Genomic DNA, 14,886 nt, shown 5'->3' with positions numbered 1-14,886 from the left:
CACGCGCATTGGCGATTATTGCGGCTTAATGTGTTCCCCAATTCATCGAATAGAAAGGGGAAACATCTGAAATTATTGGCTCCTGGCCGAGTGTGCTTAGTTATCCTGATACTTCTTAGTTCTGCGTGTTGGCCGGGTATTCGCGGGATCATCCGGCCAGACATGTTTGGGGTAGCGCCCTTTCATCTCTTTTTGTACCTCGCGATACGCTCCCTGCCAGAAAGCGGCCAGATCGCCGGTAATCTGTAATGGGCGATGCGCGGGTGAAAGTAACTCAAGCACCACGGCAACCCGCCCACTTGCCAACATAGGACTGTGTTGCTCGCCAAAAACCTCCTGTAAACGCACCGCCAACACCGGTGGCCGATCAACATAATAACGAATTGGCAGACGGCTACCGGTCGGCACAGTGTAATGAGTTGGCAGCTCAGTATCCAGCCGTTGACGTAACTGCCAGCTCAACAAACGAGTCAATGCTTCCGTGATGTTCACTTGCCGCAGCCCGCGTAAATCCCGCACGCCGGACAACGACGGCTGTAGCCACAGCTCAAGTTTATCCAGTAAATTGTCGTCATCTACCGCCGGCCATTGCTCTTCGGGTAACCAGCGGCTGGCGCATTGTAAGCGGGTACGTAGCTGTTCGGCATTTTCATCCCAATTGAGGATCTGCAACCCTTGCTCACGAACCCAGTTTAACAACGCGAATTGCAATGCTTCATCACTCGGTTTCGCTAAGGGTTGTGCTCGCAGGGTCAATCGCCCCATTTGCCAGCGCCGCCAGGTGCGTAATGTACCCTTTTCGTCATCCCATTCGACCGCGGTTTGCTCTTCCACTAAATGGGGTAACTGTTTCGCCAACTGTTCAACCTCAATCGGCAGCGCCAGTAAAATACGCGCATCCGGCCCGCTGTTGCTTTGCAACAAGCTGGCAGCCACTAACCAAGGCGCACGTGATAACGCCTCGTCTTGCGCCATGGCGGCCCCCATACCGTTAGCCAACAGATAGCGGCCATCTTGCCCACGTTGTTGCGCGATGCGATCCGGATAAGCCAGCGCCAACAACTGACCCGCCAAATCACCGTCCACAACACCTACCCGAGCATTAATTCTTTGTACCAGTTGCTTCGCCCGCCGCTGCCAATGCGGCTGCGGGCGGCTAAGCCAGTCATGTAAATCAATTTGCCCAGAACGCGGCGGTTCTTCCAGAATCGCGGCTAACAGCGCCGCCGTAGCCAAGGCGTCTGGACTTTGCCCGGCGGCAAAACACAACATAGCGGCCAGTCGTGGTTCACAACCCAAGTTCGCCATACTGCGCCCGGTAGCGGTAAGCTGCCCCTGCGAGTCGATAGCCCCCAAACGGTGCAGTAAATCTTGAGCAACGGCCAGTGCCGTTTGTGGGGGCTGATCCAGCCAACTGAGCTGTGCCGCGTCCTGGCATCCCCAATTCAGCAATTCCAGCCACAAACTGCATAAATCACTGTTAAGAATTTCTGGTTCGCTATATTCCGCCGCCCGCTCGCCCTGTTCTTTAGCAAACAGATGCCAACAGATCCCCGGTTCCAGTCGCCCGGCACGCCCAGCGCGCTGCACCATGGAGGCCTGACTAATACGCTGAGTCACTAATCGGGTTAGGCCGTTTTTGACATCAAAGCGCGCAACCCGTTCCAACCCACTATCGACCACCAGCCGAATACCTTCAATCGTCAGGCTGGTTTCAGCAATATTGGTCGCCAGCACCACTTTTCGCCGCCCAACAGGAGCCGGTTGAATGGCTTTCTGCTGCTCCGTGAGTGGTAAAGCACCATACAGTGGGCAAAGGTCGGTGTCTGTGGCGACATCGCCTTGCAACCGTTCCATAACACGATGAATTTCGCCAACACCGGGTAAAAATAGCAGCAAAGAGCCAGATTGCTCGTTCAATAATCGTTTAACGCGATTGGCAACCCCGTCCTCCAGCCGTTCGTGGCTAGACAAGGGCTGATAGCTGCGCTCGACAGGAAAGCTGCGCCCCGCTGAAACAATCGCAGGGGCTGATGGCAGCAGTGTAGAAAGGCGTTGGTTATCCAGCGTTGCGGACATAATCAGCAGTTTGAGATCATCACGCAGCCCTTGCTGCACATCCAGCAATAGCGCCAGTGCCAAATCTGCCTGCAAACTGCGCTCATGAAACTCATCGAGGATAACCAAAGACACGCTGGTCAACTCGGCATCTTGCTGGAGCATGCGGGTTAAAATACCTTCGGTTACCACCTCAAGGCGGGTGTCCGGCCCGCTTTTGCTTTCGGCTCGCATCCGATAGCCCACAGTTTGGCCCGGCTGCTCTCCCAATTGTTGAGCCAAACGGTAAGCCACATTTTTCGCCGCCAGCCGGCGGGGTTCCAACATAATAATCCGGCCTGATAATCCGCTATATTGTAGAATTTGCAGCGGTAGCCACGTCGATTTACCGGCCCCGGTGGGGGCATGGAGCAAAACTTGCGGTGAGGTTCGCAACGCAGACAAAATCTCACTGAGCACTTCACCTACCGGTAAAGTGCCCATCTGCGCATTATTTTCTCTCTGACTCACCACATTCTTCCCCATACTCTCTACTTTCATCGTCAGCCATTGTAACATCATGACCGTATAGCGTATTTAGCCGAGTGATTATGCCAACCTAATGATTAATGCTGTTGATAAAACTATTGTTAATAAACGACTGTTCTTTGCCCTGGCACTGCCTGATGCCCTGCAACAGCGCATTGTGTCATGGCGAGCCGATAACTTTCCGCCAGAAACTGGCCGCCTTATTGCTGCGGCTAATCTTCACCTGACGCTGGCGTTTCTCGGCGAGGTCAGTCATGCCAAAGCACAGGTCTTGCAGCAACAAGCCGGGCGCATAAGTCAGTCAGGTTTTAATGTGACACTGGATGATATCGGCCATTGGCCCGGTTCCGGTGTGGTATGGCTCGGGTGCAAAAATCCACCGCGCGGGCTGTTACAGTTGGCTCAATTACTGCGCTCCCAAGCGGCACGCAGCGGCTGTTACCAAACGCCGCTGCCATTTCACCCTCATGTCTCCTTATTCCGCGGCGCTATTCGCCCCGTCGCCATACCGGCTAAAACCACCAACGAAAGCTTTCGGGTGGACCATTTTTCGTTATATGAATCGGTATATGCGCGTGGCCGTACCCGCTATAACATGGTGCAAAGCTGGCCGCTGGCTGACAGTGAATAAAAGGAAATTGAATGCCGCTTGATACAAAATTGTTATCTTTTAACCCAAGGTTACAGCCAGCCACACTTATTAAGCGGTATAAACGCTTTTTAGCTGATATTGTGACGCCCGCTGGAGAAGTGCTGACCATTCATTGCGCTAATACTGGGGCAATGACCGGTTGTGCCACGCCAGGAGATACAGTTTGGTATTCGACTTCGGATAACCCCAAAAGAAAGTATCCCCATAGTTGGGAGCTGACTCAAACCCAAACCGGTGACTGGATATGCGTAAATACATTACGTGCCAATGAGTTAGCGAGTGTAGCGATAGATAATAACCAGATAATTGAATTATCTGGTTACACTTCTGTCAAAAGGGAGATTAAATATGGAGATGAGAACAGCCGTATAGACTTGTTATTACAGGCAGAAAATAGGTCTAACTGCTATATTGAAGTCAAGTCGGTTACCTTATTACAGCAACAGTGTGGGTATTTTCCGGATGCCGTCACCCTGCGGGGTCAAAAGCATCTCAGGGAGTTACAAAGCATGGTTGCCAACGGTCACCGGGCGGTACTTTTTTTTGCCGTATTGCATACGGGTATCAGGCAAGTTGCCGCTGCCCGACACATTGACAATCGCTATGCAGAATTGCTGGCCCAGGCTCAGCAAGCAGGAGTGGAGGTTATTTGCTACGGTTTTCAACTATCGCCTGACGGTATCGTGCTGGATGCTCGCCTACCGTTATTACTGGACGAAACACCCAATCCATAACGCCGAATAAAGCAGCGATTATGGAGTAAAGTTGCTCGCCAAATACGCCTTCCTTCACACCATTGTCAAGCAGGCGACAGGAATAATTGCCAACCTACCTTCCTTCTGTTATTTATAGCGGCCTGATTTTTCCCCGTCTTGGGGATTTCGATAGTGCGTATGAATGTAGGAGAAGCATCATGCAAGAAGGGCAAAAACGTAAAACCTCGTCCTTGAGCATTCTCGCCATCGCTGGGGTAGAACCATACCAAGAGAAGCCAGGCGAAGAGTATATGAATGCCGCCCAATTGGCGCATTTCAAGCTTATTCTTGAAGCATGGCGCAACCAGCTCAGGGATGAAGTGGACCGTACTGTATCGCACATGCAAGACGAAGCTGCTAATTTCCCGGATCCGGTTGACCGCGCCGCGCAGGAAGAAGAGTTTAGTCTTGAGCTTCGTAACCGCGACCGCGAGCGTAAACTGATCAAAAAGATCGAGAAGACGCTGAAAAAAGTCGAGGATGACGATTTTGGTTTCTGCGAGTCTTGTGGCGTAGAAATCGGCATTCGCCGTCTGGAAGCACGGCCAACAGCAGATTTATGTATTGACTGTAAAACTTTGGCTGAAATCCGCGAAAAGCAGATGGCAGGCTAACGCAGCAATAATCGGTATATCCAAAGAAGTTGGCGCTATAGGTAGCTAACACCCCTACAGCGCCAAGTACGAAGGATGTGACACGGTGCCAGAGCCACCTCCGGCACCGTATTTATCACGCTGGATCTCCCTTTCCCTTTTATGTCCGAAAATATCAATACTCGACAGTCAGGCTATGTAGGGCGTTTTGCGCCGTCTCCGTCTGGTGATTTGCATTTCGGTTCACTGATTGCAGCGTTGGGCAGTTATCTACAAGCTCGCGCTGAAGGTGGGCGCTGGCTGGTTCGCATTGAAGATATTGATCCCCCCCGTGAAATTCCTGGTGCTGCGGCCCGTATTTTGGCTGCACTAGACCACTACGGCCTGCACTGGGATGGCTCGGTGATTTACCAATCTCAGCGCCACGAAGCCTATCGCGCCACCTTAGACTGGCTGAAGCAACAAGGGTTGAGCTATTACTGCACCTGTACTCGCAGCCGAATTCAGCAGATCGGCGGCTTATACGACAGCCATTGCCGCGATCGTCATTTACCCGCCGTAGGTGCGGCCATTCGTCTGCGCCAGACTCATCCGGTCTATACCTTTTATGATAAATTACTCGGTGAGTTGCATGCGGAACCTGCACTGGCAGAAGAAGATTTTATTATTCGCCGTCGAGATGGTTTATTTGCCTATAATCTGGCAGTAGTGGTTGATGATGCCTTTCAAGGGGTGACCGAGATTGTGCGCGGAGCCGATTTAATCGAGCCAACTGTGCGCCAAATAGCCCTCTATCAGCAGTTACAGCAGCCGGTACCCAGCTATTTGCACTTGCCACTGGCACTAAACCATGATGGTAATAAGCTCTCTAAGCAAAATCATGCGCCGCCGCTACCGAATGGCGATCCGCGCCCGATTTTGGTTGAAGCACTGAAGTTTTTGCATCAACCACTGCCGGAATGCTGGCAAGATCTTGATTTGCCGTTATTATTACGTTTTGCAGTCGAAAATTGGACATTGGCAGCTATCCCACTTCAAGGGGCGATAACCACCACTGAAAACACAACGGCATTCTCAAAGGAACCACGGTGAGCTATGATTAGCCGCTGTTTTTCTGTTGTTCTGTAATTTATTAGCCACTATCGAGGTGTACCATTTTTACCCGAGTAGCCAATTTCTGCCGTAAGGTACTGATTCGCGATGATAAATCAGCTCGCGATAACAAAGCTGTCCGTGATGATGCGGCTCGTGATAGCAGTGCCAGTAAAGATAGAGTGCCCGGTGAAGATAACGTGGCCCGCAAAGAAAAAAGGCCTGCCAGAACGAATACTGGCCGCAAGAATCATGCGGTGTCTGCTTCACAGCAGCGTTCTTCACAACAAAGTGCGATGACGATTATTCCGCGAGATCAGCACAATATTTCTCGTAAAGATATCAGCGATAATGCGCTGAAGGTTCTCTATCGCCTGAATAAATCCGGCTATGAAGCCTATTTGGTCGGCGGCGGTGTCCGCGACCTGTTACTGGGCAAAAAACCGAAAGATTTTGATATCACCACCAGCGCCACACCTGAGCAAGTGCGAAAACTATTCCGCAACTGCCGCCTGGTGGGTCGCCGTTTCCGTCTGGCCCATGTGATGTTCGGCCCGGAAATTATTGAAGTCGCGACTTTCCGTGGTCACCACGAACAGCAACAAGCAGAAGACGGTGACAAAAATTCTTCTCAGCAGGCACAAAATGGCATGCTGCTGCGTGACAACATATTCGGTACGATTGAAGATGACGCCCAACGCCGCGATTTCACCATTAATAGCCTCTATTACGGCATTTCTGATTTTGCACTGCGCGATTACACCGGCGGCTTACGTGATCTGAAAGAAGGGATTATCCGCCTGATTGGCGATCCCGAAACGCGCTATCGTGAAGATCCGGTGCGGATGCTGCGCGCTGTTCGTTTTGCCGCCAAGCTGGATATGACGATCAGCCCGGAAACGGCAGAGCCGATCCCGCGTCTGGCCTCACTACTGCGCGAGATCCCACCCGCTCGTCTGTTTGAAGAATCACTCAAACTGCTGCAATCGGGCTACGGCTATAAAACCTATTTAAAACTGTGTGAATATCAGCTTTTCCAGCCGTTATTCCCGCTGATTGCCCGTAATTTTACCGAACATCATGATTCAGCGATGGAACGTATTCTGGTTCAGGTGCTGAAAAATACCGACCATCGTTTGCATAATGATAAGCGCGTCAACCCGGCATTCCTATTTGCCGCTATGCTTTGGTATCCGCTTATCGAACATGCGCAGAAGCTGACACAAGAAAGCGGCCTGGCCTATTACGATGCTTTCGCACTGGCAATGAATGATGTGCTGGATGAAGAGTGCCGTTCACTGGCCATTCCAAAACGCATTACCTCATTGGTGCGGGATATCTGGCTGCTGCAATTGCGGCTGTCACGCCGTCAGGGTAAACGTGCGCACAAGCTGATGGAGCATCCAAAGTTCCGCGCGGCTTACGATTTACTCGTATTGCGGGCAGAAGTGGAAAACAACCATGAACTACAGCGCCTGGCGCAGTGGTGGGGAGAATTCCAGGAAGCAACGCCGCTGCAACAGAAAAATATGCTAAATACTTTAGGGGCTGATCCGGCACCGCGACGCTCTCGTCCTCGCCGCCCACGTAAGCCAGCACCACGTAAAGAAGGGGCATAATACGCACTATGATCCGGGTCTATATTGCGCTAGGCAGTAATCAGTCCATGCCACTACAACAGGTCAAAACCGCACTGGAAGCGCTGGAGCATCTGCCGCGCACCCGGTTGGTGGCCTGTTCGCCGTTTTATCGCACTAAGCCGTTAGGGCCACAGGATCAGCCGGATTTTCTTAATGCGGTCGTGGCGTTAGATACCGCCCTTCCTCCAGAACAACTGTTGGATAGCACCCAAGCTATTGAGCGCAACCAGGGGCGCGTCAGGAAAGAACAGCGTTGGGGGCCACGGACTCTGGATCTCGATATTATGCTGTATGGCAATCAGGTGATAAAAACCGATCGTCTGATCGTGCCACATTATGGCCTGAAAGAGCGGGAGTTCATGCTCTACCCCCTGGCTGATATCGCCCCTGACCTTATTTTCCCCGATGGCGAATTGCTGTCAGACCGCCTTAAGCTCGTGGATAAAAATGGCCTGGTGCCCTGGTAACTGACCCACAATCCAACACGCTATATACCTATCTGATATCCCGCCATTTTAACCTACCGTCTCAGGAGAAAGAGTGATGAAAGCCACCACCATGAGCCACTTGCGTCAATGGAAACTCGAAAAGCGTAAGTTCGCCACACTGACTGCCTATGATGCCAGCTTTGCTCAGCTCTTTGCCGAACAGGGAATTGAGGTTTTGCTGGTGGGTGATTCGCTCGGTATGACATTACAAGGCTTCGACTCTACCCTACCGGTCACAACTGCGGATGTGGCTTATCACACCCGAGCAGTACGCCGTGGTGCGCCTCATTGTCTGTTATTGGCAGATATGCCGTTTATGAGTTACGCCACACCTGAGCAAACATTTGCTAATGCTGCCGAGTTGATGCGTGCCGGAGCCAATATGGTCAAATTGGAAGGGGGCAGTTGGTTGTGCGATACCGTCAGTATGCTGGCAGAACGCGCAGTGCCGGTATGTGGGCATTTGGGGTTAACGCCACAATCAGTCAATATTTTCGGCGGCTACAAAGTACAGGGCCGCGAAGAAGTGGCAGCTAACCAACTGTTGAAAGATGCTCTGGCGCTTGAAAATGCTGGTGCGCAATTGCTGGTACTGGAATGTGTCCCGGTGGAGCTGGCACAGCGCGTCACTGAAGCATTAGCTATCCCGGTGATTGGTATTGGCGCGGGAAATGTTACCGATGGGCAGATTCTGGTCATGCATGATGCCTTGGGCATCACCGGGGGTCATACACCGAAATTCAGCAAAAACTTCCTGGCGCAAAGTGCGGGCGATATTCGTGCTGCCATTAAGCTGTATATTCAAGAGGTTGAGAGCGGAGCTTATCCCGCTGAAGAACATACTTTTCAATAAGTTTTGTTGATAATACACTGCTATTACATCCCATTTATACCCAATAGATTTCAAGATGCAGGAAGGCGGCAAGCGAAATCATCCCGATGAGCTGACACAAGTCAGTGATTCAGGTGATGAGAGCAGCTAACACACCTGCAGTTTGAAAGATGACGGGTATACGGAGAAAAGAATGCTGATTATTGAAACCCTGCCACTGCTGCGCCAGCAAATCCGCCGTTGGCGTCAAGAGGGTAAGCGAGTCGCACTGGTACCCACAATGGGCAACCTGCATGAAGGGCATATGACATTGGTGGAAGATGCCAAAACTCGCGCCGATGTTGTTGTCGTGAGTATTTTTGTCAACCCGCTACAATTCGAACGCCCAGATGATTTAGCCCGCTACCCGCGCACGTTGCAGGAAGATTGCGAGAAGCTCACCCGCCGTGGTGTAGATTTAGTGTTTGCACCTGCAGCGGCTGATGTTTACCCGGCAGGCTTAGAAAGTCAGACCTATGTTGACGTCCCTGCCCTATCGACTATTTTGGAAGGTGCCAGCCGCCCCGGCCATTTCCGTGGCGTATCGACTATCGTCAGCAAGTTGTTCAATCTGGTTCAACCGGATGTAGCCTGTTTTGGCGAAAAAGATTACCAACAACTGGCGCTGATCCGCAAAATGGTGGCGGATATGGGCTATGACATCAATATTGTCGGCGTGCCCATTGTGCGAGCCAAAGATGGCCTGGCACTCAGCTCTCGCAACGGCTATCTGAGCGCTGAAGAACGTAAAATCGCACCACAGCTTTATAAGATAATGCAGACGTTGGCTGAGAAACTCGCCTTGGGCGAACGGCAGATTGATGATTTACTGGCTGACACCGCAGAGCAATTGCGTAATGCTGGCTTTACCCCAGATGAACTGTTTATCCGCGATGCTCAGACCTTGCAGCCGCTGACGGTTGACAGCAAACAGGCGGTCATTCTCATGGCTGCCTGGCTGGGTAAAGCACGCCTGATTGATAATCAACAGGTTGATTTGCATAGTTAATTTAAAATAGCAAATTATGGCGAAACGAGCATATAAAGTCAGCCATAGACAAGCGATATAAAATCAGCAAAACTGGGCACTTCTCCCTAAATCGGTCGATGATGGGATGGGGTGCCAGACTTATTCTGGGCAATAACCGGGGTCAAAGGTAAGAGTTATGATACGCACTATGTTGCAAGGCAAACTGCACCGGGTGAAAGTCACTCAAGCTGATTTGCACTATGAAGGTTCCTGCGCGATTGATCAGGATTTTCTGGAAGCCGCTGGGATTTTGGAATACGAAGCCATTGATATTTATAACGTTGATAATGGTCAGCGTTTTTCAACTTATGCTATTGCCGCTGAACGCGGTTCGCGGATTATCTCGGTGAATGGTGCGGCTGCACGCTGTGCCTGTGTGGGTGATAAATTGATCATCTGTTCTTATGTCCAGATGTCTGATGCTGATGCCCGCCTGCACCACCCTAAAGTGGCGTATTTTGAAGGTGAGAATCAGCTGCAACGCAAGGCTAAAGCCGTCCCCGTTCAGGTCGCTTAATTACCCTTTGTACTTGAAGCCGCAGGGGTGTTAGCTACGTTCGTTACTCGGCCCGTCCATGGGCCTCGCCTCTGCGAGGCCGCTGCAAGCAGCGTTCAAATCGGTTCCTGACCGATTTGTCACCCGAATCACTGACTTCAGTCAGCTCATCGGGATGCGTTTACTTGCTGCCTACCTGCGACTCCAATTACTTTGGGTAATATCCTTCTTACTGAAGGCTCAGGTTAGCCACGTTTTCTCATCTGTATTCTTGATCTTTCAAGATAAAAAATGGTGCCTTACCAGAGCACCATCTTTCATACCCTCTTCATACCATCGGGTTGTTAATCCGACTCCATCACCGCAGGGGCAGGGGCAGCTGGCTGGCCGGGTTCATTGGCAATACGCTCGGCCATAGTCGGAATTGAATCCGTGCGCAGAATATAAAGCCGTTTGAGGGTATACGGATTATCACCGGGTTTAACCTTGCCCTGCATCGTCGTTACCGCCAAATGGAAACCGGCATTTTTAGCAGCATCAATCGCCGTTTGATTAAAACCACCGAACGGATATGACAAAAAAACCACGTGCGGATTAAACTGCGATAATGCGCGGCGTGAGTGCTCAAAATCAAAAACAATATTGTGATAAGAACGGCTCAATAAGATTGGATTACGTTTATTGTCCGTCCGGTGCAAAAAGTGCGTATGAGATTGAATATCAAATACATCCTGAATCTCTTTCAATTCAGCAATACTCATAAACTGTAATGAGTCAGGATTCCATTTCTGTGGGTGACGTTTTATACGTGATGAAATAATAAAAGCGGTAGCCCGAAAACCATTTTCTTTTAGAATCGGGTAAGCATAGCGATGGACTGATTTAAGACCATCATCAAATGTCAGCACCACGACTTTCCCTGGCAGATTAATCTTGTTATTGAGATAACCTTCAAGCTGATAGAGAGAAATCGTGTCATAGCCTGTCTGCTTGAGATAGGTCATCTGGTTACTAAACGCGGCATCAGAGGTTGTCGTTGATGTGTTCAGGAAACGTTTATTTTCCTCATTTTTCAACATATGGTGATAAGTCAGGATAGGAATGCCGTTATCTATTTCAGCATCAACACTGCTGACATAGCCCAAACGATCGCCAATATTAACCTGATACCAGGTATTACTGAGCCTGTCTTTCAACTTACCCACAATCGGGTAGCGCAAATTTTCGACCAAGGTAGCAAATTGTTCGCTGTCGACATCTGCCGCCAGATAAACCGGCGTTTCGCGCTTAATAATAATGTTTTGGTTTGGTAGAGGCTTATTTAAATCCCCCAATATATCGTTGTTTTTTCGCGCCTTATTGATATCACGTAAATCGTCTTTATCAATAAAGCCGATACCGTTACCAAATTTAAACTCATAGTATTCTGCCGCTGCGGGCAAAACCTGAATAAGCTGATCTTCTTTAACCTCACCGACAGGAATGACTTGCTCACCTACCAGCGAATATATTTCGCTGTCACGATCTGTCACCATATATTTAGGAGTGAGGGCTACCTCATCTGGCAGGAGATCTGCGTGGGTTGCCGGCATCACTACCGACATGACAATACCGAGTAGCATCCCAATAGCTATTCTGTTTTTATGCCACATTATCGTTCTACTTATGCGCATTCGGCGCTGAATTGAAAAGGTAAAATCTGGTGCGCCAGCATAGCACGAGACACTTGAAGTTGAGAAAGACGATATTAGACGGGAACATTATTTATTACGATTAAATTCCAGCATTAACAACAATTAACTAACTAATGATTTACCAGTAATACCTAAAGTTCGGCCCAAAGTCATTGGCGTTACAGAGATGAAGTAGCCAACACCGCTGTAGCGCCAAGGCCGAAGGATATCCCCAAAGTCATTGGCGTTACAGCCAGGCGGCAAGTCAACGCATCCCGATGAGCTTACATTAGTAAGTGATTCGGGTAAGTGGACGCAGCCAACACCGCTGTAACGCCAAGGCCGCAGGGGATTAGGTGCGTAGGCCGCGACCACGCTCGATCAAATACCAAGCCCAGGCATAAAATACCGCGATAAACACCACCAAGACGCCAATGGTATACACCAGTGGTACATCAGTAATTCCGAGGAATCCGTAACGGAAACCACTGATCATGTACACGATAGGGTTCAGTTTTGATACCGCTTGCCAGAACGGTGGCAGCAAGGCTAATGAGTAAAATACTCCGCCCAGATACGTCAGAGGTGTTAACACAAAGGTCGGCACCAGACTGATATCATCAAATGTTTTGGCGAACACGGCATTCAACAATCCGCCAAGCGAAAACAGAATCGCCGTCAGCATTAATGTCAGTGCAATCATTGACCAGGAGTGGACATGCAGCGGCACAAAGAACAGCGAAACAATGGTCACCAGGATACCGACACAAATCCCACGCGCCACCCCACCACCAACATAACCCACAATCACGATATGAGTGGGAACCGGTGCGACCAGCAATTCTTCAATGCTGCGCTGGAATTTTGCGCCAAAAAATGAGGCTGCGACGTTGGCATAGGAGTTTGTTATCACCGCCATCATTATCAGACCAGGAACAATAAACTGCATATAATCAAAGCCCCCCATATCACCAATTCGGGAACCAATCAGGTTGCCGAAAATAACGAAATAGAGCGACATAGTAATCACCGGCGGCACCAGCGTTTGGATCCAGATGCGAGCAAAACGGGTGATCTCTTTGATCCAAATACTCTGCAGTGCTACCCAATACAGGCGGGTCATGCTTTTTCTCCCCCGTTGCCGTTAACCAAGGTGACAAATAACTCTTCCAGGCGGTTAGCCTTGTTACGCATACTTTGTACCTGAATTCCCTGTGCGTTCAGTTGGCTAAACAGACCATTCAAGCCTTGTTCACGTTTAACATCAACTTCCAACGTTGAGGTATCTGTTAGACGATAGCCATACCCTTCCAGCTTCGGCAGCGGGCTTTTCATCGCCAAATCAAAAATAAAGGTTTCTGACTCAAGTTTGCCAAGTAGCTGTTTCATGGTGGTATTTTCCACCAGCTCGCCATTCTGAATAATGCCGATATTACGGCACAGCATTTCAGCCTCTTCCAGATAGTGAGTCGTCAGAATGATGGTGGTTCCCTGCGCATTTAGCTCTTTAAGGAACCCCCACATAGAGCGACGCAACTCAATGTCTACCCCTGCGGTCGGCTCATCCAGAATCAGCAATTTTGGCTCATGCATCAGCGCGCGGGCAATCATCAAGCGGCGCTTCATGCCGCCGGAGAGACGAATCGCGCGCTCATCACGTTTACTCCATAAATCTAATTGGCTGAGATATTTTTCAGCTCGCTGCATGGCTTCTCGCCGCGTGACGCCGTAATAACCCGCCTGAGTAATCACAATCTGTAATACTGTTTCAAACGGGTTAAAGTTGAATTCTTGTGGTACCAGCCCGAGTTGGCGTTTGGCATTTACGATATCTTGGTCAATGTCGTAACCAAAGACCGTCACCTTGCCAGAGGTTTTGTTCACCAATGAGCTGATAATGCCGATGGTGGTGGATTTACCCGCCCCATTAGGTCCAAGCAGCGCATAAAAATCGCCTGCCTCTACGTGCAGATCAATGCCACGCAGAGCCTGAACGCCACCTGCATAGGTTTTAGTCAGCTGCGTTATTTCCAGTGCATATGTCATAAGTAAAAAAGAACCTTATTCTATGAGTTCCCAGCGGTTACAGCATGTCCGTAACTTGCTTAACCCTCCCTGTCAGGGCAAGTTACGGGAACAAAGGGAAACAGTTAGATACAGAGAAGATGTTGCGCAGACAAAAATTGTACCAACAACAAAGTCACTGTTCCGATTTTAAAATCGTGATCCTTGTCGTATATTATCCTATCGCAATCCGTTCATTACAGGCTATTTACATTTATGAAAGAAATAGAAAAGCTCATCGCGAACAACCGGACTTGGTCAAATGCTATCAGTAAAGATGACCCCGGTTTTTTTGAGCACCTGGCGCTAGCCCAGAAACCACGCTTCCTGTGGATTGGCTGTTCAGATAGCCGCGTCCCGGCAGAAGAATTGACTGGTCTGAAAGCAGGTGAATTATTTGTTCACCGTAATGTTGCTAACCTGGTTATCCATACCGATCTAAACTGCCTGTCAGTAGTGCAATACGCCATCGACGTTTTACAGGTCGAGCATATCATTATCTGTGGTCACCTGGGCTGTGGCGGTGTTGAAGCTGCAACCAAGAAAGACCTCGAATTAGGGCTGATTGATAACTGGCTACTGCATATCCGCGATCTTTGGTTTAAACACAGTTCACTGCTGGGCCGGTTGCCCGCGGAAGAACGTAGCAATATGTTATGCAAACTCAACGTAGTGGAACAAGTGTATAACTTAGGCCATTCGACTATTGTGCGCTCCGCCTGGAAACGCGGACAGAAAGCGATGATTCACGGCTGGGTCTATGGTATTGAAGACGGCCTGCTGACGGATTTAGAAGTATCCGCTACCAGCATGGAAGCACTTGAACAAGTGTACCGAAAAGCTATGGCTGAGTTATTGCCTAAAGACCCTAAAGAAGACTAAGTTAGCGGTTATGGGAGGGTACGTTCAAACGCGCCCTCTCCCATCAACCACGCGACTCAATCAA

Annotated in this window: 14 protein-coding genes; 10 read left to right on the top strand and 4 right to left on the bottom strand. The window is 49.8% G+C overall.

The features are described 5' to 3' along the window. Positions 1–96 precede the first annotated feature (96 nt). Positions 97–2,616 carry an ATP-dependent helicase HrpB gene (gene hrpB, locus HU019_RS10210; RefSeq protein WP_174848757.1) on the bottom strand — a complete coding sequence of 840 codons (2,520 nt, stop codon included), beginning with the start codon at positions 2,614–2,616 and terminating at the stop codon, positions 97–99. 43 nt (positions 2,617–2,659) lie between these two features. Here hrpB and thpR point away from each other — a divergent pair, with 43 nt between their 5' ends. The 9 genes from thpR to panD all read left to right on the top strand — a co-directional run bounded on the left by thpR (position 2,660) and on the right by panD (position 10,224). Then, positions 2,660–3,217, top strand: coding sequence for an RNA 2',3'-cyclic phosphodiesterase (gene thpR, locus HU019_RS10205; RefSeq protein WP_174848688.1), 558 nt, complete (start codon positions 2,660–2,662; stop codon positions 3,215–3,217). Between the two features lie 11 nt (positions 3,218–3,228). After that, complete coding sequence (gene sfsA, locus HU019_RS10200; protein ID WP_174848689.1) at positions 3,229–3,972, top strand: DNA/RNA nuclease SfsA; 744 nt, start codon at positions 3,229–3,231, stop codon at positions 3,970–3,972. Between the two features lie 179 nt (positions 3,973–4,151). Next, positions 4,152–4,607, top strand: coding sequence for an RNA polymerase-binding protein DksA (dksA, locus tag HU019_RS10195; RefSeq protein WP_005156764.1), 456 nt, complete (start codon positions 4,152–4,154; stop codon positions 4,605–4,607). Positions 4,608–4,748: 141 nt separating this feature from the next. Then, positions 4,749–5,678, top strand: coding sequence for a tRNA glutamyl-Q(34) synthetase GluQRS (gene gluQRS / locus HU019_RS10190; protein ID WP_174848691.1), 930 nt, complete (start codon positions 4,749–4,751; stop codon positions 5,676–5,678). A gap of 62 nt (positions 5,679–5,740) precedes the next feature. Continuing rightward, positions 5,741–7,297 (top strand): polynucleotide adenylyltransferase PcnB, encoded by a 1,557-nt coding sequence (pcnB, locus tag HU019_RS10185; RefSeq protein WP_174848759.1) that lies wholly within the window; start codon positions 5,741–5,743, stop codon positions 7,295–7,297. 8 nt (positions 7,298–7,305) lie between these two features. Continuing rightward, the gene (folK, locus tag HU019_RS10180; protein ID WP_174848693.1) at positions 7,306–7,785 is read left to right on the top strand and encodes a 2-amino-4-hydroxy-6-hydroxymethyldihydropteridine diphosphokinase; all 480 of its coding nucleotides are present in this window, start codon (positions 7,306–7,308) and stop codon (positions 7,783–7,785) included. Positions 7,786–7,861: 76 nt separating this feature from the next. After that, positions 7,862–8,659: a 3-methyl-2-oxobutanoate hydroxymethyltransferase gene (panB, locus tag HU019_RS10175; RefSeq protein ID WP_174848761.1), complete on the top strand. Its 798-nt coding sequence runs from the start codon at positions 7,862–7,864 to the stop codon at positions 8,657–8,659. Positions 8,660–8,831: 172 nt separating this feature from the next. Next, positions 8,832–9,686, top strand: a complete 855-nt coding sequence (gene panC / locus HU019_RS10170; protein ID WP_174848695.1) for a pantoate--beta-alanine ligase — start codon at positions 8,832–8,834, stop codon at positions 9,684–9,686. A 157-nt stretch (positions 9,687–9,843) separates the two neighbouring features. Continuing rightward, the gene (panD, locus tag HU019_RS10165; RefSeq protein WP_005156780.1) at positions 9,844–10,224 is read left to right on the top strand and encodes an aspartate 1-decarboxylase; all 381 of its coding nucleotides are present in this window, start codon (positions 9,844–9,846) and stop codon (positions 10,222–10,224) included. A 323-nt stretch (positions 10,225–10,547) separates the two neighbouring features. Here the strand turns inward: panD and HU019_RS10160 are convergent, their stop codons facing one another. The 3 genes from HU019_RS10160 to HU019_RS10150 form a co-directional block, all read right to left on the bottom strand. Beyond that, on the bottom strand, positions 10,548–11,855 hold the full coding sequence (locus HU019_RS10160; RefSeq protein ID WP_174848697.1) for a polysaccharide deacetylase family protein: 1,308 nt from the start codon (positions 11,853–11,855) through the stop codon (positions 10,548–10,550). 373 nt (positions 11,856–12,228) lie between these two features. Next, entirely contained in the window at positions 12,229–12,999 is a 771-nt protein-coding gene (locus tag HU019_RS10155; protein ID WP_050075929.1) for an ABC transporter permease, read from the bottom strand. After that, positions 12,996–13,922: an ABC transporter ATP-binding protein gene (locus HU019_RS10150; protein ID WP_174848699.1), complete on the bottom strand. Its 927-nt coding sequence runs from the start codon at positions 13,920–13,922 to the stop codon at positions 12,996–12,998. The genes HU019_RS10155 and HU019_RS10150 overlap by 4 nt, the downstream gene beginning before the upstream one ends. A gap of 234 nt (positions 13,923–14,156) precedes the next feature. Between HU019_RS10150 and can the strand changes: the two genes are divergently transcribed. Next, the gene (can, locus tag HU019_RS10145; protein ID WP_004706235.1) at positions 14,157–14,822 is read left to right on the top strand and encodes a carbonate dehydratase; all 666 of its coding nucleotides are present in this window, start codon (positions 14,157–14,159) and stop codon (positions 14,820–14,822) included. The last annotated feature ends 64 nt before the right edge of the window (positions 14,823–14,886 follow it).

The sequence above is a fragment of the Yersinia artesiana genome (genome assembly GCF_902726545.1).
In the GTDB taxonomy this organism is placed as follows: Bacteria; Pseudomonadota; Gammaproteobacteria; order Enterobacterales; family Enterobacteriaceae; genus Yersinia; species Yersinia artesiana.
Note: the sequence above shows the minus strand (reverse complement) of the source record. Positions and strands in the feature narration are given on the sequence as shown.

Coding starts and splice junctions, on each gene's coding strand:
- panD (WP_005156780.1), top strand. CDS start 9,844: ATGATACGCACTATGTTGCAAGGCAAACTGCACCGGGTGAAAGTCACT.
- panB (WP_174848761.1), top strand. CDS start 7,862: ATGAAAGCCACCACCATGAGCCACTTGCGTCAATGGAAACTCGAAAAG.
- thpR (WP_174848688.1), top strand. CDS start 2,660: ATGATTAATGCTGTTGATAAAACTATTGTTAATAAACGACTGTTCTTT.
- HU019_RS10155 (WP_050075929.1), bottom strand. CDS start 12,999: ATGACCCGCCTGTATTGGGTAGCACTGCAGAGTATTTGGATCAAAGAG.
- panC (WP_174848695.1), top strand. CDS start 8,832: ATGCTGATTATTGAAACCCTGCCACTGCTGCGCCAGCAAATCCGCCGT.
- dksA (WP_005156764.1), top strand. CDS start 4,152: ATGCAAGAAGGGCAAAAACGTAAAACCTCGTCCTTGAGCATTCTCGCC.
- folK (WP_174848693.1), top strand. CDS start 7,306: ATGATCCGGGTCTATATTGCGCTAGGCAGTAATCAGTCCATGCCACTA.
- gluQRS (WP_174848691.1), top strand. CDS start 4,749: ATGTCCGAAAATATCAATACTCGACAGTCAGGCTATGTAGGGCGTTTT.
- HU019_RS10160 (WP_174848697.1), bottom strand. CDS start 11,855: ATGTGGCATAAAAACAGAATAGCTATTGGGATGCTACTCGGTATTGTC.
- HU019_RS10150 (WP_174848699.1), bottom strand. CDS start 13,922: ATGACATATGCACTGGAAATAACGCAGCTGACTAAAACCTATGCAGGT.
- sfsA (WP_174848689.1), top strand. CDS start 3,229: ATGCCGCTTGATACAAAATTGTTATCTTTTAACCCAAGGTTACAGCCA.
- hrpB (WP_174848757.1), bottom strand. CDS start 2,616: ATGTTACAATGGCTGACGATGAAAGTAGAGAGTATGGGGAAGAATGTG.
- can (WP_004706235.1), top strand. CDS start 14,157: ATGAAAGAAATAGAAAAGCTCATCGCGAACAACCGGACTTGGTCAAAT.